This window comes from Conyzicola lurida (assembly GCF_014204935.1).
Classification (GTDB): domain Bacteria; phylum Actinomycetota; class Actinomycetes; order Actinomycetales; family Microbacteriaceae; genus Conyzicola; species Conyzicola lurida.
Genome location: NZ_JACHMJ010000001.1, coordinates 874121 through 889887 on the forward strand (window position 1 = coordinate 874121; position 15767 = coordinate 889887).

The window sequence follows — 15767 nt, forward strand, 5'->3', positions numbered from 1 at the left end:
CACGGATCAGATCTCCTTCAGCACCGAGCGGATGCTGCGTTTGAAAACGAGGAGTCCGATGCACAGGATGACGATACTCATGCCGGCTGAGATTGCAACCATCGCCCAGTCGAGTTGCGCGGGGAAGAACGCCGACCTGTAGAGGGAGAAGATCCCACTGAGCGGGTTGAACGCGGCCCAGAAGTGCAGTTGCTCGGGGAGGTCGGTCACGCCGTAGATGATGGGCGACGCGTAGAAGAGGAAACGAAGCGCGAGCTTCACTGCGCGCTCGAGGTCACGGAAGAAGACGACGAGCGGGGCGACGATGAGCCCCACGCCGATCGTGAGCAGGGCCTGGATGGCGATGCCGAGCACGAAGAAGACGACGTTGCCGTTAACGCTGCCGTTGCCGAGGATGACGAAGAGCGCGAGCACCGGCAGGCTCGCGATGAACTCGATGCCCTTCGACAGCACGAGGCTGACGACCCAGATAGTGCGGGGGATCTTGGTCGACCGCACGAGCTTCGCCTCGCGGATGAACGCGCGGGTCGAGTCGGAGACGGCACCGGTGAACCAGGTCCACGGCAGGAGGGCCGAGAGCAGGAAGACGATGTACGGCTCTTCGCCCACCCCGCGGCCGAACACGACGGTGAAGACGAACCAGTAGATGCCGGCCATGACCAGCGGGTCGAGGATCGACCAGAAGTACCCCAGGGCGGACGTGGAATACCGCACCCGCAGATCACGCTTGGCGAGGAGCCAGAGGGAATGCCAATAACGGGAGACTGGCGACCGATACGCTCGCTCGGGTGGTGCAACGGTCACGTGGATCCTCTAGGGCTTCTGGAATGCTCCGTGGTGTCGACGCCCCCAGTGGCCCCGCTGACTAGCGATCAGACGAAAAGGTTCGCCCGCTCGAGGTCTTCAGCGAAGTCGATCTCCACAGCGTAGAGATCGGAGATGTCTACCGGCTCGATGTGCAGTTTGTCCTGCTCAATGGCCAACTCTATGCCACGTTCGAAGTAGTCCTGATCGGCGACGCGCTTGAGCTGGCGCAGCAGAACTGCCTTGTCGTCGCGCGAGATGTAGTTGATGCCGACGGCCTCGCCGAGACCGTTCTTCACGGTCTTCGAGAGCTCCTTGATGTAGCCCTCGGCGTCGGTCGTGTACTTGACCTCTTCGTCGGACACCTTGGCGGTGTTGACCGAGACGAAGGACTGGTCGCGGGCGACGAGCTTGGCGGCACGGACGAGAGCGGTGGGGTCGAAGACCACGTCGCCGTTCATCCAGAGCACGCCGCCGGTTGCCGATGCCTGCAGTGCACGCATGAGGCTCTTCGACGTGTTGGTCTGGTCGTACTGCTCGTTGTAGACGAAGGACGCCTCGGGGAACGCCTCGATGATGTGCTCGAGCTTGTAGCCGACAACCACGGTGACCTGGGCATCCTTGCCGAAGGCGTGGCGGATGTTGTCGAACTGCTGCTTCATGATGGTGCGTCCATCGGCGAGCTCGGTGAGTGGCTTCGGCAGCGAACGGCCGAGACGACTGCCCATACCGGCGGCCAGAATCACGATCTGCGTGGTCACGATGAGTCTCCTTGTTGACAATCTATTGCTCCAAGGCAACAACACACTGTGGCAAGTTTGCCTGTTGTTTACCTGAAGGTGAATATATGTACACGACCCTGTGTTCGAATCACCTTAGCCGCGGCCCCTGTCCGCGGGCCAGAGCGACCCGGTTGTTGTTGTCGTTTCGTGATGGAACCTCTGGGAGTCGTCGACGGTTGGTACGGTGGACTGGTGGATTCCGAACCCGACCTGCCAGAGGCCCAGCACGAGCCTCAGGCCAGCCCTCCGGCCGCGCGTAAAACGACAGCTCGGAAGCCCGCGACTCCGCGTTCCACGGCTGCGAGAAAGCCGAAAACGACGGGGGCGGATGCCGCGTCCGACGCCGCGCCCACACCCGGCGCCCCGGCCAAGACCCCGGTGAAGCGCACGCCGACGCCCCGCACGACGACGGCCTCCAGGGCTGCCGCCGGCGCCACCCCGGCCGCCGCGAAGCCCACGCCGTCTCCGCGCAAGCCCACGGCCGCGAAGCCGGCCGCCCCGAAGCCGACTCCCGCGAAGCCCGCGGCAGCGAAGACCGCCGCCGCGAAACCGACGACGGCCAAGCCCGCCGCGAAGCGCGCACCCGCCAAGCCACGCGGAACCGCCGCGCCCACCGCCGCCGAAGCCCGTGCGGCGACCGACGAGAGCGTCGCCGCGCTCTCGGTCGTCACGAGCCCGACGGTCGCGCCGTCCGAGCCCGTCAACGTCAGCGAGCCCGCAAACGTCACGGAGGTGCCCGAAGCCCCCGGGACGACGACGCCCCCACGCAAGCCAGCCACCAAGCGCACGACCACCTCCCGCTCCCGCACCCGTACCACCATCACGGCAGACCCGGTCGTCGAATCGGAGGCGCCCGCAAGCCAGCCCGAACCCGAGGTAGAGGTCACCGTGCCCGTGCCCGAGCCCGAGGTAGAGGTAGAGACAACAGAGCCCGAACCCGAAGCCGCAGAGGCCGTAGTGCTCGAGCCCGAGATCGTCGAGGCGATCGAGAACCTCGCGGTCGTCGAAGAGGTCGCGCCCGAGACTCCCGCCGCCGAGACCCCCGCCGCCGCGACTCCAGCAACCGATGTCGCCGTCGCCGAGACGCCCCGCGAAATCGTGCTGAAGATCACCGGTCTGGTGAAGCGCTTCGACGACACCACGGCGGTGGCCGGAATCGACCTCGACATCGCCGCGGGATCGTTCTTCGGCATCGTCGGACCGAACGGGGCGGGAAAGACCACGACGCTCTCCATGGTCACCGGCCTGCTGCGTCCCGACGCGGGCACCGTCACCGTGCACGGGGCCGACGTGTGGAGCAACCCCGTCGTCGCCAAGCGCACCATGGGCGTGCTGCCCGACCGTCTGCGACTGTTCGACCGCCTCACCGGCGCGCAATTGCTCTACTACTCCGGCATCCTGCACGGTCTCGACAAGAAGGTGGTGCGTAGTCGCAGCGCCGACCTCGCGGTCGCGTTCGGCCTCGAAGACTCCCTCGACCGTCTCGTCACGGACTACTCGGCCGGCATGACGAAGAAGGTCGCGATCGCCGCGGCGATGATCCACTCGCCGCGCCTGCTCGTTCTCGACGAGCCGTTCGAGTCGGTCGACCCCGTCTCGGCGGCGAACGTCGTCGAGATCCTGCAGAAGTACGTGGCGGCCGGCGGCACCGTCGTGATGTCGAGCCACACCATGAGCCTGATCGAGCGCATCTGCGACTCGGTCGCGGTCGTCGTGAACGGCGCGGTCCTCGCGACCGGAACCATGGACCAGGTGCGCGACGGCAAATCCCTCGAAGACCGGTTCGTCGAACTCGCGGGCGGTCGCAAAGCGGCGGAGGGCATGGAGTGGTTGCACAAATTCTCCGACTGAAGCTCCGGCTTCTCGGCAACTCGTTCCGTCGCAGCCCGTGGCAGCTTCTCGGCCTCGGTCTCGGTGCGCTCTACGGCTTCGGCACCGCCGTGCTCGTGCTGGGCGGGCTCGTCTCCCTGCGCTTCTTCGACGTCGACGTGGCGACCAGCGCGGTCGTCGTGCTCGGCTCCGTCGTGCTCGTGGTCTTCACGGTGCTCCCGTTGATCCTGGGCATCGACGACACGCTCGACCCGCGCAAGTTCGCGCTCTTCGGCATCCGCAACAACACGCTCGCGTTCGGTCTCGCCGCGGCATCCTTCATCTCGGTGCCCACGATCGTGGTCGCCATCATGGCGTTCGCGCAGATCGCGACCTGGAGCCGTGACGCGCTCTCGGCCGGCCTCGCCGTCGTCGCGGCCGTGCTGATCATCGTGACCTCGGTGCTGTCGGCGCGCATCTCGACCTCGGTCGCCGCGTTCCTGCTGGCCACCCGGCGGGCCCGCGACATCACCGCGATCATCGGCCTCGTCGCGCTCGTGAGCCTGTCGCCCGCCATCATCGCTCTCGTCTCGGTCGACTGGGCGAAGGACGGCCTCGACGTGCTCGCCAAGTTCGCGGGCGTGCTGAGCTGGACGCCGTTCGGTGCGGCGTGGTCGATACCGGCGGATGCCGCGGCCGGCGATCCCGGAACGTCGATGCTCAAGCTGCTCATCGCCGTCGCGTGGGTGGCGGTGCTCGCGCTCGGCTGGCGCGCCCTCGTCGCGGCGATGCTCGTGACCCCGCAGCGCCAGGCGCAGGCGAAGAAGTACTCGGGCCTGGGGTGGTTCGGTCTCGTCCCCGGCACGCCCACCGGCGTCATCGCCGCCCGCAGCATCACCTACTGGCTGCGCGACTCGCGCTACGGCACGTCGCTCATCGTGATCCCGCTGATCCCGCTGTTCATGGTGATCGCGCTCTCGATCGGCGGAATACCGCTCGCCCAGCTCGCGCTGCTGCCCGTGCCGGTGATCTGCCTGTTCCTCTCCTGGTCGGTGCACAACGACGTCGCGTTCGACAACACCGCCGTGTGGCTGCACCTCTCGGCGAGCACGAGCGGTCGCGCCGACCGCTGGGGCCGACTGCTGCCCGCGCTCGTGCTCGGCATCCTGGTCATCGGAATCGGCGGGGTCGTGAGCGCCGCCGTGTTCGGCGACTGGTCGGTGCTGCCGTCGATCGTCGGCGTGAGCACGAGCGTGCTGTTCACCGGGTTGGGACTGTCGAGCATCATGTCCGCGCGCTTCCCGTACCCGGCCGTGCGCCCCGGCGACAGCCCGTTCGCCCAGCCGCAGAGCGGAAGCCCGGCGGGACTCATCCAGGCGCTCTCCTTCTTCGCGATCCTCCTCCTCACCGCTCCCGCGCTCGTCGCGGCGGCGCTCGGCTTCCTCCAGGGCGGCCAGTGGCCGCTCGTGTCGCTCGCCGCGGGCGTCGTGATCGGTGTCGCCGTTCTGCTCGGCGGAGTCGCGGTCGGCGGCCGGGTCTTCGAGCGCCGCGGGTCACAGATCCTCGCGTTCTCGATGCGCAGCTAGGGCCAGCGCCCCGCCGCCCGAGAAACTACACTTGCGGCATGACTGATACCGAGCACACCGGCGGAGGAACCTCGACCCTCGATCGCGAACTCGAGGAACTGCTCAACAGCGAGCAGGTGGAAGAAGGCGACCACGAGCGCTTCTCCCACTACGCACCGAAGAACAAGATCATGGAGTCGGCACTGACCGGCAAGCCCGTCCGCGCGCTCTGCGGCAAACTCTGGACCCCGGGTCGCGACCCGCAGAAGTTTCCGGTCTGCCCGACGTGCAAAGAGGTCTACGAGACGCTGAAGTAGCGCGTCCTTCGCCTTCGCGGATTGAGCCTGTCGAAATCCTCAACGTCATCGCGTGCGGGGATTTCGACGGGCTCAATCCAGTCCTAGTTCGCGACGTAGACCGTCGGGATCGCCGGCTCGCCGCGTCCCAGCCGGAACGCCTGGTCGGACAGCTCCGCGATCGCCGCCGCGCGGTGCGTGCGCGCGACACCCGTGCCGTGGGCGCCGAGGTACTCGGCCACCGGTTCGCCGTCGACCATGAGCGGCACCAGCAGCGGCCGCTCGTTCGGCGCGGCGGCCGGCTCCTCGCCGACGTAGATCGTCTCGGCCACGGCCACGCCGTTCTCGAGGGTGCGCACGGGGTGCTTGCGTCCGCCGACGGTGGCCTTGGCCGCGGACTTTTTCGCGACCGAGACCCATTCGCCCGCGTCATCCCGGCGTGCCACCAGTTTGTAGACCATGGATGCCGCGGGGTGGCCCGATCCCGTGACCACCGAGGTGCCGACACCGTACGAGTCGACGGGCGCGGCGCGCAGGGAGGCGATCGTGTACTCGTCGAGGTCGTTCGTCACGGTGATCTTGGTGTTGACCGCGCCGAGCGAGTCCAGCTGCGCGCGCACCGCCGCGACCTGCGCGGGGAGGTCGCCCGAGTCGATGCGGACCGCGCCGAGACCGGTGCCGGCGACCTTGACCGCGAGGGCCACCGCCGTGGGCACATCGTAGGTGTCGACGAGCAGCGTCGTACCGGAGCCGAGGGCCGCGACCTGGGAGCGGAACGCCTCCTCCTCGCTGTCGTGCAGCAGCGTGAACGCGTGCGCGGCCGTGCCCATCGTGGGGATACCCCACTCGAGACCGGCCTCGAGGTTGCTGGTGGCGCCGAATCCCGCGACGAAGGCGGCGCGGGCGGCGGCGACGGCCGAGCGCTCGCCCGTGCGACGCGAGCCCATCTCGGCGAGCGGACGCCCGTCGGCCGCGGAGACCATGCGGGCGGCGGCACTCGCGATCGCGCTGTCGTAGTTGAGCACGCTGAGCGCGAGGGTCTCGAGGATCACGGCCTCGGCGAAGGTGCCGTCGACCACGAGGATGGGGGAGTTCGGGAAGTACACCTCGCCCTCGCGGTAGCCGGTGATCGTGCCGCGGAAGCGGTAGTCGGCGAGCCAGTCCAAGGTCGCGGTCGTGACGACGCCGTGGTCGCGCAGCCAACCGAGCTCCTCGTCGCCGAAGCGGAACTGGCGCACGAGGTCGAGCAGGCGGCCGGTGCCCGCGACGATGCCGTAGCGCCGACCCTCGGGAAGGCGGCGGGCGAAGACTTCGAACACGCACTCCCTGTCGTGCAGACCGCTGCGCATCGCTGCGTCGATCATCGTGAGTTCGTAGCGGTCGGTCAGCAGGGCGGTGCTCATACTCCGAGCCTATCGAGCGGAACGCGCCCGGACGTCGGAGGAACGGCCTACCGTGGGCAGATGACTCACGTGCGCTGGATTTTCGCCGGGCAACTCGGGGAGCTCTTCGACGACGGCGGCCCGATGCTGCTCGTCGAAGCGCGGTCGGTCTTCCGTCGTCGGCCGATCCACCGAGCCAAAGCGCACCTCATCCTGTCTGCGATCCGTCACCGCGCCGCCGAACTGGGCGACCGCGTGGAGTTCCACCAGGTCGAGCACTACTCCGAGGTGGTCGACGGACGCGACGACCTCGAAGTGATCGACCCCACCTCCTGGGCGGCGCGGAGGACGGTGCGCCGGCTGGGCGCACGCATCCTGCCGAGCCGCGGATTCGTCACGAGCGAGGAGGAGTTCGCTGCCTGGGCCGCGACCCGCGGCACCGGCCGGCTGCTGTTGGAAGACTTCTACCGCGACACCCGGCTGCGCACCGGCCTGCTGATGGAAGGACAGTCCCCGGCGGGCGGGCAGTGGAACTACGACCACGACAACCGGCAGCGGCCGCCGAAGAACGCGGTGTCGCTCGGGCTGCCCGACCCGCGCTGGCCGGTCGAGGACGACATCGACGCCGGCGTGCGCGCCGATCTCGACCGGTGGCAGGCCGCGGGCGAGATCAGGCTCGTCGGCGACGACGGGCCCCGCAGGTTCGCCGTGACAGGGGCGGAGGCGCAGGCGGCGCTCGACGACTTCGTCGAAACCCGCCTCGGCGACTTCGGCCCGTTCGAGGACGCGACGCTCACGGGCGACTGGACGATGGCGCACTCGCTGCTCAGCGTGCCGCTCAACCTGGGGCTGCTCGACCCGCGGCACGTCGTCGACACCGTCGCGGCCGAGTACGAGCGGGGCAACGCGCCGCTGTCGAGCGTCGAGGGGTTCGTGCGCCAGATCGCCGGGTGGCGCGACTACGTCTGGCACCTGTACTGGCATCTCGGCGAGGGATACCGCACCGGGCACAACACCCTGCGCGCCACGGTCGACCTGCCGCGCGAGTTCAGAGAACTCGACACCGACGCCATCGAGGCGAACTGCCTGCACCACTCGATCGGCGGCCTGCGCGAGCACGGGTGGACGCACCACATCCAGCGGCTGATGGTCATCGGCAACTGGGCGCTGCAGCGCGGGTACGACCCCGTGCAGCTCAACGACTGGTTCACCGACATGTTCGTCGACGGCACCCCGTGGGTGATGCCCGCCAACGTCATCGGCATGAGCCAGCACGCCGACGGCGGCATCGTCGCCACCAAGCCGTATGCGGCGGGCGGTGCCTACATCGACCGGATGACCGACTACTGCGGCGGATGCCGCTTCGACCCGAAGGTGCGGTTGGGGCCCGACGCGTGCCCCTACACCGCCGGATACTGGGCGTTCCTCGACCGGGTGGAGCCCGCGCTGCGCGGCAATCACCGCATGGCGCAGCCGCTCGCCGGCCTGCGCGGGCTCGTCGACCGCGAGGCGGTCGTGCAGCAGGAACGCGAGCGGGAAGGCTTCCACTAAACTCGACGCTTGTGACTGATGCGCCGATTGGAGTCTTCGACTCGGGGGTCGGCGGCCTGACCGTCGCCCGGGCCATCATCGACCAGCTGCCGCGCGAATCGATCACCTACGTGGGCGACACCGCGCACTCCCCGTACGGCCCCAAGCCGATCGCCGACGTGCGCCGCTACGCGCTCGAGGTGATGGACGATCTGGTCGCCCAGGGCGTCAAACTGCTGGTCATCGCCTGCAACACCGCGTCGTCGGCCATGCTGCGCGACGCCCGGGAGCGGTTCACCGGCGGGTACGGGATCCCGGTCGTCGAGGTCATCCAGCCCGCGGTGCGGGCCGCGGTGCGGCAGACCCGCAACAAACGCATCGGCGTGATCGGCACGGTCGGCACGGTGCAGTCGCTCGCCTACGAGGACGCGTTCGCCGCGGCATCCGACCTCAAAATCTTCGCCCAGGCCTGCCCCCGCTTCGTCGAGTTCGTCGAGGCAGGGGTGACCAGCGGCCCCGAACTGTTCGCCGTCGCCGAGGAGTACCTCGCGCCGCTCAAGGCCGCGGACATCGACACCCTCGTGCTCGGCTGCACGCACTACCCGCTGCTCGCCGCGGCGATCCAGTACGTGATGGGCGAGGATGTCACCCTCGTCTCGAGCGCGGAGGAGACCGCGTACGACGTCTACCGCATGCTCGTGAAACACGGCCTCGAACGCACCAGCGCCGCGGCGCCCGCCTACACCTTCGAGGCGACCGGGGGCAGCCAGCAGGAGTTCCTCACGCTCGCGTCGCGCTTCCTCGGTCCGGAGGTCACCCGCGTCGACCTCGTCGAGACCGGGACGATCCACTTACCACCACTCGCCCTACCGAAAGCAGACAGCAGATGACCCGCTCCGACGGACGTACCGCCACCGACCTCCGCCCGGTCACCATCGAACGCGGCTGGAGCGCCCAGGCCGAGGGCTCGGCGCTCATCTCGTTCGGCAACACCAAGGTGCTGTGCACCGCGTCGTTCACGAACGGCGTTCCGCGTTGGCTCAAGGGCAAGGGCACCGGGTGGGTCACGGCCGAGTACTCGATGCTGCCGCGCTCGACGAACGACCGCATGGACCGCGAATCGGTCAAGGGCAAGATCGGCGGCCGCACCCACGAGATCTCGCGCCTCATCGGCCGCAGCCTGCGCGCCGTCGTCGACATGAAGGCACTCGGCGAGAACACCATCGTCATCGACTGCGACGTGCTGCAGGCCGACGGCGGCACCCGCACCGCCGCCATCACGGGCGCGTACATCGCGCTCGCCGACTCGCTCGAGTGGGGCCGCGCCAAGGGCTTCATCGGCAAGAACTCGAAGCCGCTCATCGACAGCGTCGCCGCGGTCTCCGTCGGTATCGTCGGGGGAGAGCCGCTGCTCGACCTCGCCTACGTCGAAGACGTCAAGGCGGAGACCGACATGAACGTCGTCGTCACCGGCCGCGGCCTGTTCGTCGAGGTGCAGGGCACCGCCGAGGGCGCGCCGTTCGACCGCGACGAGCTCAACGCGCTGCTCGACCTCGCGCTCGGCGGCACCGCCGACCTGACCGCGATGCAGGTCGCGTCGCTGGCATCATGACCGTCCAGCTCGTCCTCGCGACCCACAACGCGCACAAGGTCGAGGAACTGCGTCGCATCCTCGGTGCGCAGCTCGACGGCATCGAGCTGATCGGGTACGACGGGCCGGAACCGGTGGAAGACGCCGACAGCTTCGGCGGCAACGCGCTGATCAAGGCGAGGGCCGCCGCCCTGCACACGGGTCTCGCCGCGATCGCCGACGACTCCGGGATCTCGGTCGACGCTCTGGGTGGTGCCCCCGGCATCCACTCTGCACGCTACGCGGGTCACCGCGACGACCGCGAGAACCTCGAGCTGCTGCTCGCCAACCTCGCCTCGGCGACCGACCGCGCGGCCCAGTTCACCTGCGCCGCGGCGCTCGTCGTCGGCGACTTCGAGCACGTGGAGCTCGGCGTCTGGCCCGGCTCCGTGCTGCGGGAACCCGCGGGTGCGGGCGGGTTCGGCTACGACCCCGTCTTCCAGCCCGAGGGGATCGACGTGAGCGCCGCGCAGCTGACGGCCGACGAGAAGAACGCGGTCAGCCACCGGGCGCGCGCCTTCGGGCAGATCATGCCGGTGGTCAGGGCGCAGCTGCTGTAGACGTGCCAGGTGTGGCTCCCACGACGAATCGTGCGGAGCCGCCCGCGCACCAGTCGTCGATGCCCGGTTCGAGCTCGGCGTTGTCGGTGTAGACCACGGCGGAGATGTCGGGGTCGCGCAGCACGGCGCACAACGAATTGGCCGCGTCCGGCCTGTGCTCGCCGAACTGGCGGAAGCCGGCGTAGTCGCGGAATGCGAAGCGGCGCAGCACCGGGTCTTCGCCGAGGGCGCCGCCCGCGGCATCCATCGCCCAGAAGTTCACGAACCCCTCGTCGGGGTTGTCGGTCTGCCAGACGATTCCGACCTCGTCGCGCTCGGCCAGCGCGAGGATGATCTTCACCGACTCATCGCCGTCGACCCAGACGTGGCCGCCGAGCATGCGGTCGACCGGCTGGCGGGCCTCGTACCCGACGGGTAAGCCGAGCGGGGCGAACGCGGCGATGGCGACGGTCCCGGCCGCGGTGATCGTGACTGCCGCCACGGCGACCGACCACGGGCGGATCCTCGCGAGGCAGCCGAGGGCGAGCGAGAGTGCAACGGGTAGGAGGATGACGCAGACGGTCCAGGCCAGCTTCACCGGATAGTACGCGGTCCACGGGTCGTACAGATCGCGGACGACGAACAGCATGAGCGCGATGCCGAGGTAGCCGGCCGCAATGAGTGCGACGATTCCGGAGAACACCGGCAGCGTCGACCGGGAGCGCAGGAAAGCGGCGCTCAAGAGCGCCACGACGATGCTCGGCAAGATGACGTACCAGGTCGAAGGGTAGCCCATGCTCGGCGCCTGGAACGCGCTCGACTGCACGAAGTAGGTAGGCACGGTGAGGAAGATCGTGTACATGAGGACCACCACGACCGAGGCGAGCGGTACCGCGAGCTCCCACCGGCGCAGGGTCAGGAATTCGCGGCGTTCGCGCACGACCACAATGACGCCGAGGAACACCGGCACGAGGATTACGGGGCTCCAAGTGACCAGCAGCAGCGTCGATGCGCCGACGAGCGCGACCGCCGCGGCGACCGGAGCGCGCGCGGACCCGATGTAGAGGAGCCAGCACGCCAGAGCGACCGGGATCACAAACGGCACATTGAAGAATCCGAAGTCGATCGGAAGTCCGCCGACAAGCCAGGTGAGCGGGAGCAGCGAGCCCATCGCGCTCGCGACGGCCACAAGACGCGGCTTCGCCGGGTCGATGGCGGATGCCGTGACCGCACCCATCGCCACGCACCCGATCGCCAGAACGACGAGCCAGCTCCAGCCGAATACCGCGATGTCGACTCCCAGCGCATCGCCGCCGGGCAGCAGCCGCTCGAGGGAGAGCGGGATGGCGAGTACCGCCGCCGGCAACGGCACCGGATTCTCGCCGGAACCGAAGAGCACACCGTGATCGGCGATGATCCTGCGGGCGAATCCCAGGGTGTTCGTCGAGTCGCCCTCCATTGTCCAACTCAGGTAGGCGGCCCCGGGCACGAACTGCGATGCCGCGCGGGCGGCAACCCACACGGTCGCACCGAGCAGGGCGGGGATCCAGATGGCGAGGGCGTGCACCGACGGCCGAAGACGAACTGCCGGATTCCGGACGAGGACGACGATGCCGAGGGCGCTCGCCGCGGCGAGGGCGCCAACGGTCGCGAGCCCGATGTCCACTCGGAACACCGGAGTGACGGCGAGGAGGAGAAGGAATCCGACCGCCGTGGCCACGGAGACGATCGGCACGGCCAGGAGACGTCCCCAACGGGAGCCGGCGATCGGTATCCAGACGAGGAGGCAGGTCGTGGCGAGCACGATGAGTACGGTGCTCACCGCTTCAGCCTAAGCGGGCCGTGCGAGCGTGGCGCTCCCCAGAACTGGGGCACCGGCGCTTGTCGATAACGCCCCTCATTCCTATCTAGCGCGAACGGCTAGTAGCGCACCGGAAGCCGACCTACGCTGTATCCGTGAGCAAAAACGAGGGGCACAATCACGACCACGCGGCGGGGATAACCAACCGTGCGCGTCTCGTCGTGGCGATCGCGATCGTCGGTGTCTTCCTCGTGGTCGAGGTCGTCGGCGCGGTGCTGTCGGGTTCGCTCGCGCTGCTCGCCGATTCCGGCCACATGCTCTCCGATCTGCTCGGTCTCGTCGTCGCGCTCGTGGCGCTGTCGATCGCGGCGCGGCCCGCCACCGACCGTCAGACCTTCGGATACCAGCGCGCGGAGGTGTTCGGCGCCCTGCTGAACGGCGTGCTGCTGGCAGGGGTCGCGATCTTCGTCGCCGTCGAGGGCATCGGCCGCCTGTTCCGGCCCGAATCCGCCGAGGTCTTGAGCGCACCGATGCTCGTCATCGCTGTCGTCGGACTGGCCGCCAACGTCGCGTCCCTGCTGGTGCTGCGCGGGGGTGTGGAAAAGGGCGGTTCCATCGGTATGCGAGGTGCCTACCTCGAGGTGCTCGGCGACCTGTTCGGCTCGGTCGCGACGATCATCGCTGCCGTGGTCATCATCACGACCGGCCTGGTGCAGGCCGACGCGGTCGCGTCCCTCGTCATCGCCGCCCTCATCGTGCCCCGCGCGTTCAGCCTGCTGCGGGACGTCTTCCACGTTCTCAGCGAGTCGGTGCCGACGCACATGAACATCGAGGAGATCCGCCAGCACCTGCTCGGCACCCCCGGCGTCGTCGACGTGCACGACGTGCACGTGTGGGCGATCACCTCGGGCGCCCCGGTCTTCTCCGCCCACATCGTCGTCTCGAAAGAACTGTTCGAGGCCGGCGGCGTCGGCGCCCTGCTCGACGAGCTGAGCGGGTGCCTCACCGGCCACTTCGATGTCGAGCACTCGACGTTCCAGATCGAACCGACCGAGCACGCTGCCCACGAGGACCAACTGCACCGTTAGATTTCGGCAAGCCGAAACTTTTGCTAAAGTTTCGGCATGCCTAAAAGTCCCGTCCTCCAGTCACGGGGCGCTCCCGCGCGGTCTTCGCTCTTCTTCCTCCTCGGTCCGGCCTTCGTCGCCGCCATCGCCTACGTCGACCCGGGCAACGTCGCCGCCAACCTGACGGCGGGAGCACGCTACGGCTACCTGCTGCTCTGGGTACTGATCCTCGCCAACCTCATCGCGGTGCTGGTGCAGTACCAGTCGGCGAAGGTGGGCCTGGTCACCGGGCGCAGCCTCGCCGAACTGCTCGGCGAGAAGCTGAAGACCGGACCGCGCCGCTTCTACTGGGGCCAGGCCGAACTCGTCGCGGCGGCGACCGACATCGCCGAGGTCATCGGCGGCGCGATCGCCCTCAACCTGCTCTTCGGGGTGCCGCTGCTGCTCGGCGGCGTGATCGTCGGCATCGCGTCGATGGTCCTGCTCGCCGTCCAGACGCGCAACGGCCAGCGCGCGTTCGAGGTGGTGATCGTCACACTACTCGCCGTCATCGTCGTCGGATTCGTCTCCGGCCTGTTCTTCAGCCACCCCGACCCCGCGCAGATGCTGGCCGGGATCGTTCCGCGGTTCGAAGGCACCGATTCGGTGCTGCTCGCCTCGAGCATGCTCGGCGCGACCGTGATGCCGCACGTCATCTACCTGCACTCGGCGCTCGCCCGTGACCGGCACGGGGTGACCGCGGACGCGGGACGCATCCGCCGACTGTTGAAAGCCACGAGATGGGATGTCGGCACTGCCCTGCTCATCGCCGGTGCTATCAACATCTCGATGCTGCTGCTCGCGGCATCCGCCCTTCGTGGGGTCGACGGCACTGACTCCATCGAGGGCGCACACGCGGCCATCGTCGACGCCCTCGGGCCAGCCCTCGGCGTCGTGTTCGCGGTCGGCCTGCTCGCCTCCGGCCTCGCGTCGACCAGCGTCGGCACCTACGCGGGCGCGTCGATCATGGGCGGCCTGCTCAAGGTGAAGGTGCCGCTGCTACTGCGGCGGGTGATCACTCTCGTGCCGGCGCTCGTCGTGCTCGGTGTCGGGTTCGATCCCACCCGCGCGCTGGTGCTCAGCCAGGTGGTGCTGAGCTTCGGCATCCCGTTCGCGCTCGTGCCCCTCGTGCGCTTCGCCAGTTCGAAGACGCTGATGGGCGAATTCGCCAACGCGGCCTGGCTGCGCTGGGTGAGCTGGATCAGCACCGGCGCCATCATCGCCATCAACGTCGTTCTCATCGTGCTCGTGATCGGAGGCAACTGATGCCCGCCACTCCCGCGACCTACCCGATGGCGTTCGAGGACTACGTCAAGGTCATCTACGCCCACACCGAGTGGCAGCCCGAGCCGATCACGAGTTCGGTGCTCGCCGGACGATTGGGTCTCGCCGCGTCATCCGTCACCGAAATGGTCAAGAAGCTCGGCGCCAACGGGCTCGTCGACCATGTTCGCTACGGCGCGATCACATTGACCCCGGATGGCGCGGCCCTCGCCCTGCGGATGCTGCGACGTCACCGGCTCATCGAGACCTGGCTCGTGCAGCACTACGGGTACGCCTGGGACGAGGTGCACGACGAGGCGGAGGTGCTCGAGCACGCGCTCAGCGACCGGCTGCTCGACAAGATCGACGACGAACTCGGCCGGCCGACCCGCGACCCGCACGGCGACCCGATCCCGAGCAAAGCGGGCGTGATCAGCCAGCCGGCCGCACTGCTGCTGCGCGACGCCGTGGTGGGGGAGCGGGTCGTGGTCGTTCGGATCTCCGACCGCGACTCGTTGCTGCTGCGCCACCTGGAGGCCGAGTCGGTCGTGCTCGACCGGGCGCTCGAGGTGCGGTCGCGCGACCCGTTCGTCGTGCAGCTCGAGGTCCAGGACGGCGAACGCACGCTCGCGCCGGACGCCCTCGTCTCGATCTGGGTGAGCCGCGAGGAGCCCAGCCGCGTAAAGTAGCAGCGCTATGACTACACACACTCCCAAGAACCAGCCCAACGACGATTCCCCCGCAGAGCGCATCGCGAAGGTCGTCGCCGAGCTGGGGGAGGACGAGGTGGTCGCGCGTGCGACAGCGCTCATCGCGGGCCTCAATGCCGGCGAGGAGTTCCTGCTCGCGGTCGGCGGGCGCCACGCGCAGGGCATCCTCGACGGAGCCCCGCCGCTGTACTGGCCCGAGGTATGGGGTGCCCGCACGTTCCTCTACATCTGGAACGACTCGGCGATCCCCGCCGTGCTCGCGGGCCTCGGCAATCAGGCCTGGCGCGTGCGCGAAATGAGCGCCAAGGTCGTCGCACGCCGCGAACTCGCCTACCCGGCCGAGGTCGCCCTGCTCGCGACCGACGAGGTCGCCCGTGTCCGTGCGCAGGCCGCCCGCGCGCTCGGCGAGATCGGCCGGACCGAAGACATCGACGTGCTGCGTTCGCTGTTGAAGGACCCCGAGATCGAGGTCCGTCGCGAAGCCGGCGGAGCGCTCAAGAAGCTGCGCGCGAAGGCGCCGACGGTCGAACCCTCCACCGAGGACTAGTCG

15 protein-coding genes are annotated in these 15767 nt (G+C 68.7%); 11 read left to right on the forward strand and 4 right to left on the reverse strand.

The window, feature by feature from the left end; all coding sequences use genetic code 11:
* Window positions 1-6: 6 nt before the first annotated feature.
* Window positions 7-804 (reverse strand): ABC transporter permease, encoded by a 798-nt coding sequence (locus HD599_RS04215; RefSeq protein WP_184233917.1) that lies wholly within the window; start codon window positions 802-804, stop codon window positions 7-9.
* Window positions 805-872: 68 nt separating this feature from the next.
* Window positions 873-1565 carry an NTP transferase domain-containing protein gene (locus tag HD599_RS04220; RefSeq protein WP_184233920.1) on the reverse strand — a complete coding sequence of 231 codons (693 nt, stop codon included), beginning with the start codon at window positions 1563-1565 and terminating at the stop codon, window positions 873-875.
* Window positions 1566-1778: 213 nt separating this feature from the next.
* Here HD599_RS04220 and HD599_RS18280 point away from each other — a divergent pair, with 213 nt between their 5' ends.
* Genes HD599_RS18280 through HD599_RS04235 form a run of 3 tightly spaced genes read left to right on the forward strand, consistent with a single transcriptional unit; the run spans window position 1779 to window position 5277 of the window.
* Window positions 1779-3437: an ABC transporter ATP-binding protein gene (locus HD599_RS18280; protein WP_343061875.1), complete on the forward strand. Its 1659-nt coding sequence runs from the start codon at window positions 1779-1781 to the stop codon at window positions 3435-3437.
* Complete coding sequence (locus tag HD599_RS04230; RefSeq protein ID WP_184233926.1) at window positions 3413-4981, forward strand: hypothetical protein; 1569 nt, start codon at window positions 3413-3415, stop codon at window positions 4979-4981. Before HD599_RS18280 ends, HD599_RS04230 begins: the two co-directional genes overlap by 25 nt.
* Before the next feature lie 38 nt (window positions 4982-5019).
* Window positions 5020-5277, forward strand: a complete 258-nt coding sequence (locus HD599_RS04235; RefSeq protein WP_184233927.1) for a DUF3039 domain-containing protein — start codon at window positions 5020-5022, stop codon at window positions 5275-5277.
* 83 nt (window positions 5278-5360) lie between these two features.
* Here the strand turns inward: HD599_RS04235 and HD599_RS04240 are convergent, their stop codons facing one another.
* Window positions 5361-6659: a nicotinate phosphoribosyltransferase gene (locus HD599_RS04240; protein ID WP_184233928.1), complete on the reverse strand. Its 1299-nt coding sequence runs from the start codon at window positions 6657-6659 to the stop codon at window positions 5361-5363.
* A gap of 60 nt (window positions 6660-6719) precedes the next feature.
* Between HD599_RS04240 and HD599_RS04245 the strand changes: the two genes are divergently transcribed.
* From HD599_RS04245 to rdgB, 4 genes are read left to right on the forward strand one after another with little or no spacing between them, the layout of a single operon-like run.
* Window positions 6720-8189: a cryptochrome/photolyase family protein gene (locus tag HD599_RS04245; RefSeq protein ID WP_184233929.1), complete on the forward strand. Its 1470-nt coding sequence runs from the start codon at window positions 6720-6722 to the stop codon at window positions 8187-8189.
* An 11-nt stretch (window positions 8190-8200) separates the two neighbouring features.
* Entirely contained in the window at window positions 8201-9058 is an 858-nt protein-coding gene (gene murI, locus HD599_RS04250; RefSeq protein ID WP_184233930.1) for a glutamate racemase, read from the forward strand.
* Window positions 9055-9780 carry a ribonuclease PH gene (gene rph, locus HD599_RS04255; protein WP_184233931.1) on the forward strand — a complete coding sequence of 242 codons (726 nt, stop codon included), beginning with the start codon at window positions 9055-9057 and terminating at the stop codon, window positions 9778-9780. Before murI ends, rph begins: the two co-directional genes overlap by 4 nt.
* Window positions 9777-10358 carry an RdgB/HAM1 family non-canonical purine NTP pyrophosphatase gene (rdgB, locus tag HD599_RS04260; protein ID WP_184233932.1) on the forward strand — a complete coding sequence of 194 codons (582 nt, stop codon included), beginning with the start codon at window positions 9777-9779 and terminating at the stop codon, window positions 10356-10358. The genes rph and rdgB overlap by 4 nt, the downstream gene beginning before the upstream one ends.
* Here rdgB and HD599_RS04265 read toward each other — a convergent pair.
* Window positions 10339-12159: a hypothetical protein gene (locus HD599_RS04265; protein WP_184233934.1), complete on the reverse strand. Its 1821-nt coding sequence runs from the start codon at window positions 12157-12159 to the stop codon at window positions 10339-10341. The two genes, rdgB and HD599_RS04265, sit on opposite strands and share 20 nt — an antisense overlap.
* 134 nt (window positions 12160-12293) lie before the next feature.
* On the opposite strand from HD599_RS04265, the gene HD599_RS04270 reads away from it, so the two are divergent.
* Genes HD599_RS04270 through HD599_RS04285 form a run of 4 tightly spaced genes read left to right on the forward strand, consistent with a single transcriptional unit; the run spans window position 12294 to window position 15764 of the window.
* Window positions 12294-13226, forward strand: a complete 933-nt coding sequence (locus tag HD599_RS04270) for a cation diffusion facilitator family transporter (protein ID WP_184233936.1) — start codon at window positions 12294-12296, stop codon at window positions 13224-13226.
* 36 nt (window positions 13227-13262) lie between these two features.
* On the forward strand, window positions 13263-14510 hold the full coding sequence (locus HD599_RS04275; protein ID WP_184233938.1) for an Nramp family divalent metal transporter: 1248 nt from the start codon (window positions 13263-13265) through the stop codon (window positions 14508-14510).
* Window positions 14510-15196 (forward strand): metal-dependent transcriptional regulator, encoded by a 687-nt coding sequence (locus tag HD599_RS04280; protein WP_246376084.1) that lies wholly within the window; start codon window positions 14510-14512, stop codon window positions 15194-15196. The genes HD599_RS04275 and HD599_RS04280 overlap by 1 nt, the downstream gene beginning before the upstream one ends.
* Before the next feature lie 7 nt (window positions 15197-15203).
* Complete coding sequence (locus HD599_RS04285; RefSeq protein WP_184233940.1) at window positions 15204-15764, forward strand: HEAT repeat domain-containing protein; 561 nt, start codon at window positions 15204-15206, stop codon at window positions 15762-15764.
* Window positions 15765-15767: the final 3 nt, after the last annotated feature.

Excerpts from the sequence above, each read along its gene's own strand:
- HD599_RS04235 (WP_184233927.1), top strand. The coding sequence starts at position 5,020 with ATGACTGATACCGAGCACACCGGCGGAGGAACCTCGACCCTCGATCGC.
- HD599_RS04240 (WP_184233928.1), bottom strand. The coding sequence starts at position 6,659 with ATGAGCACCGCCCTGCTGACCGACCGCTACGAACTCACGATGATCGAC.
- HD599_RS04245 (WP_184233929.1), top strand. The coding sequence starts at position 6,720 with ATGACTCACGTGCGCTGGATTTTCGCCGGGCAACTCGGGGAGCTCTTC.
- rph (WP_184233931.1), top strand. The coding sequence starts at position 9,055 with ATGACCCGCTCCGACGGACGTACCGCCACCGACCTCCGCCCGGTCACC.
- rdgB (WP_184233932.1), top strand. The coding sequence starts at position 9,777 with ATGACCGTCCAGCTCGTCCTCGCGACCCACAACGCGCACAAGGTCGAG.
- HD599_RS04275 (WP_184233938.1), top strand. The coding sequence starts at position 13,263 with ATGCCTAAAAGTCCCGTCCTCCAGTCACGGGGCGCTCCCGCGCGGTCT.
- HD599_RS04280 (WP_246376084.1), top strand. The coding sequence starts at position 14,510 with ATGCCCGCCACTCCCGCGACCTACCCGATGGCGTTCGAGGACTACGTC.
- HD599_RS04285 (WP_184233940.1), top strand. The coding sequence starts at position 15,204 with ATGACTACACACACTCCCAAGAACCAGCCCAACGACGATTCCCCCGCA.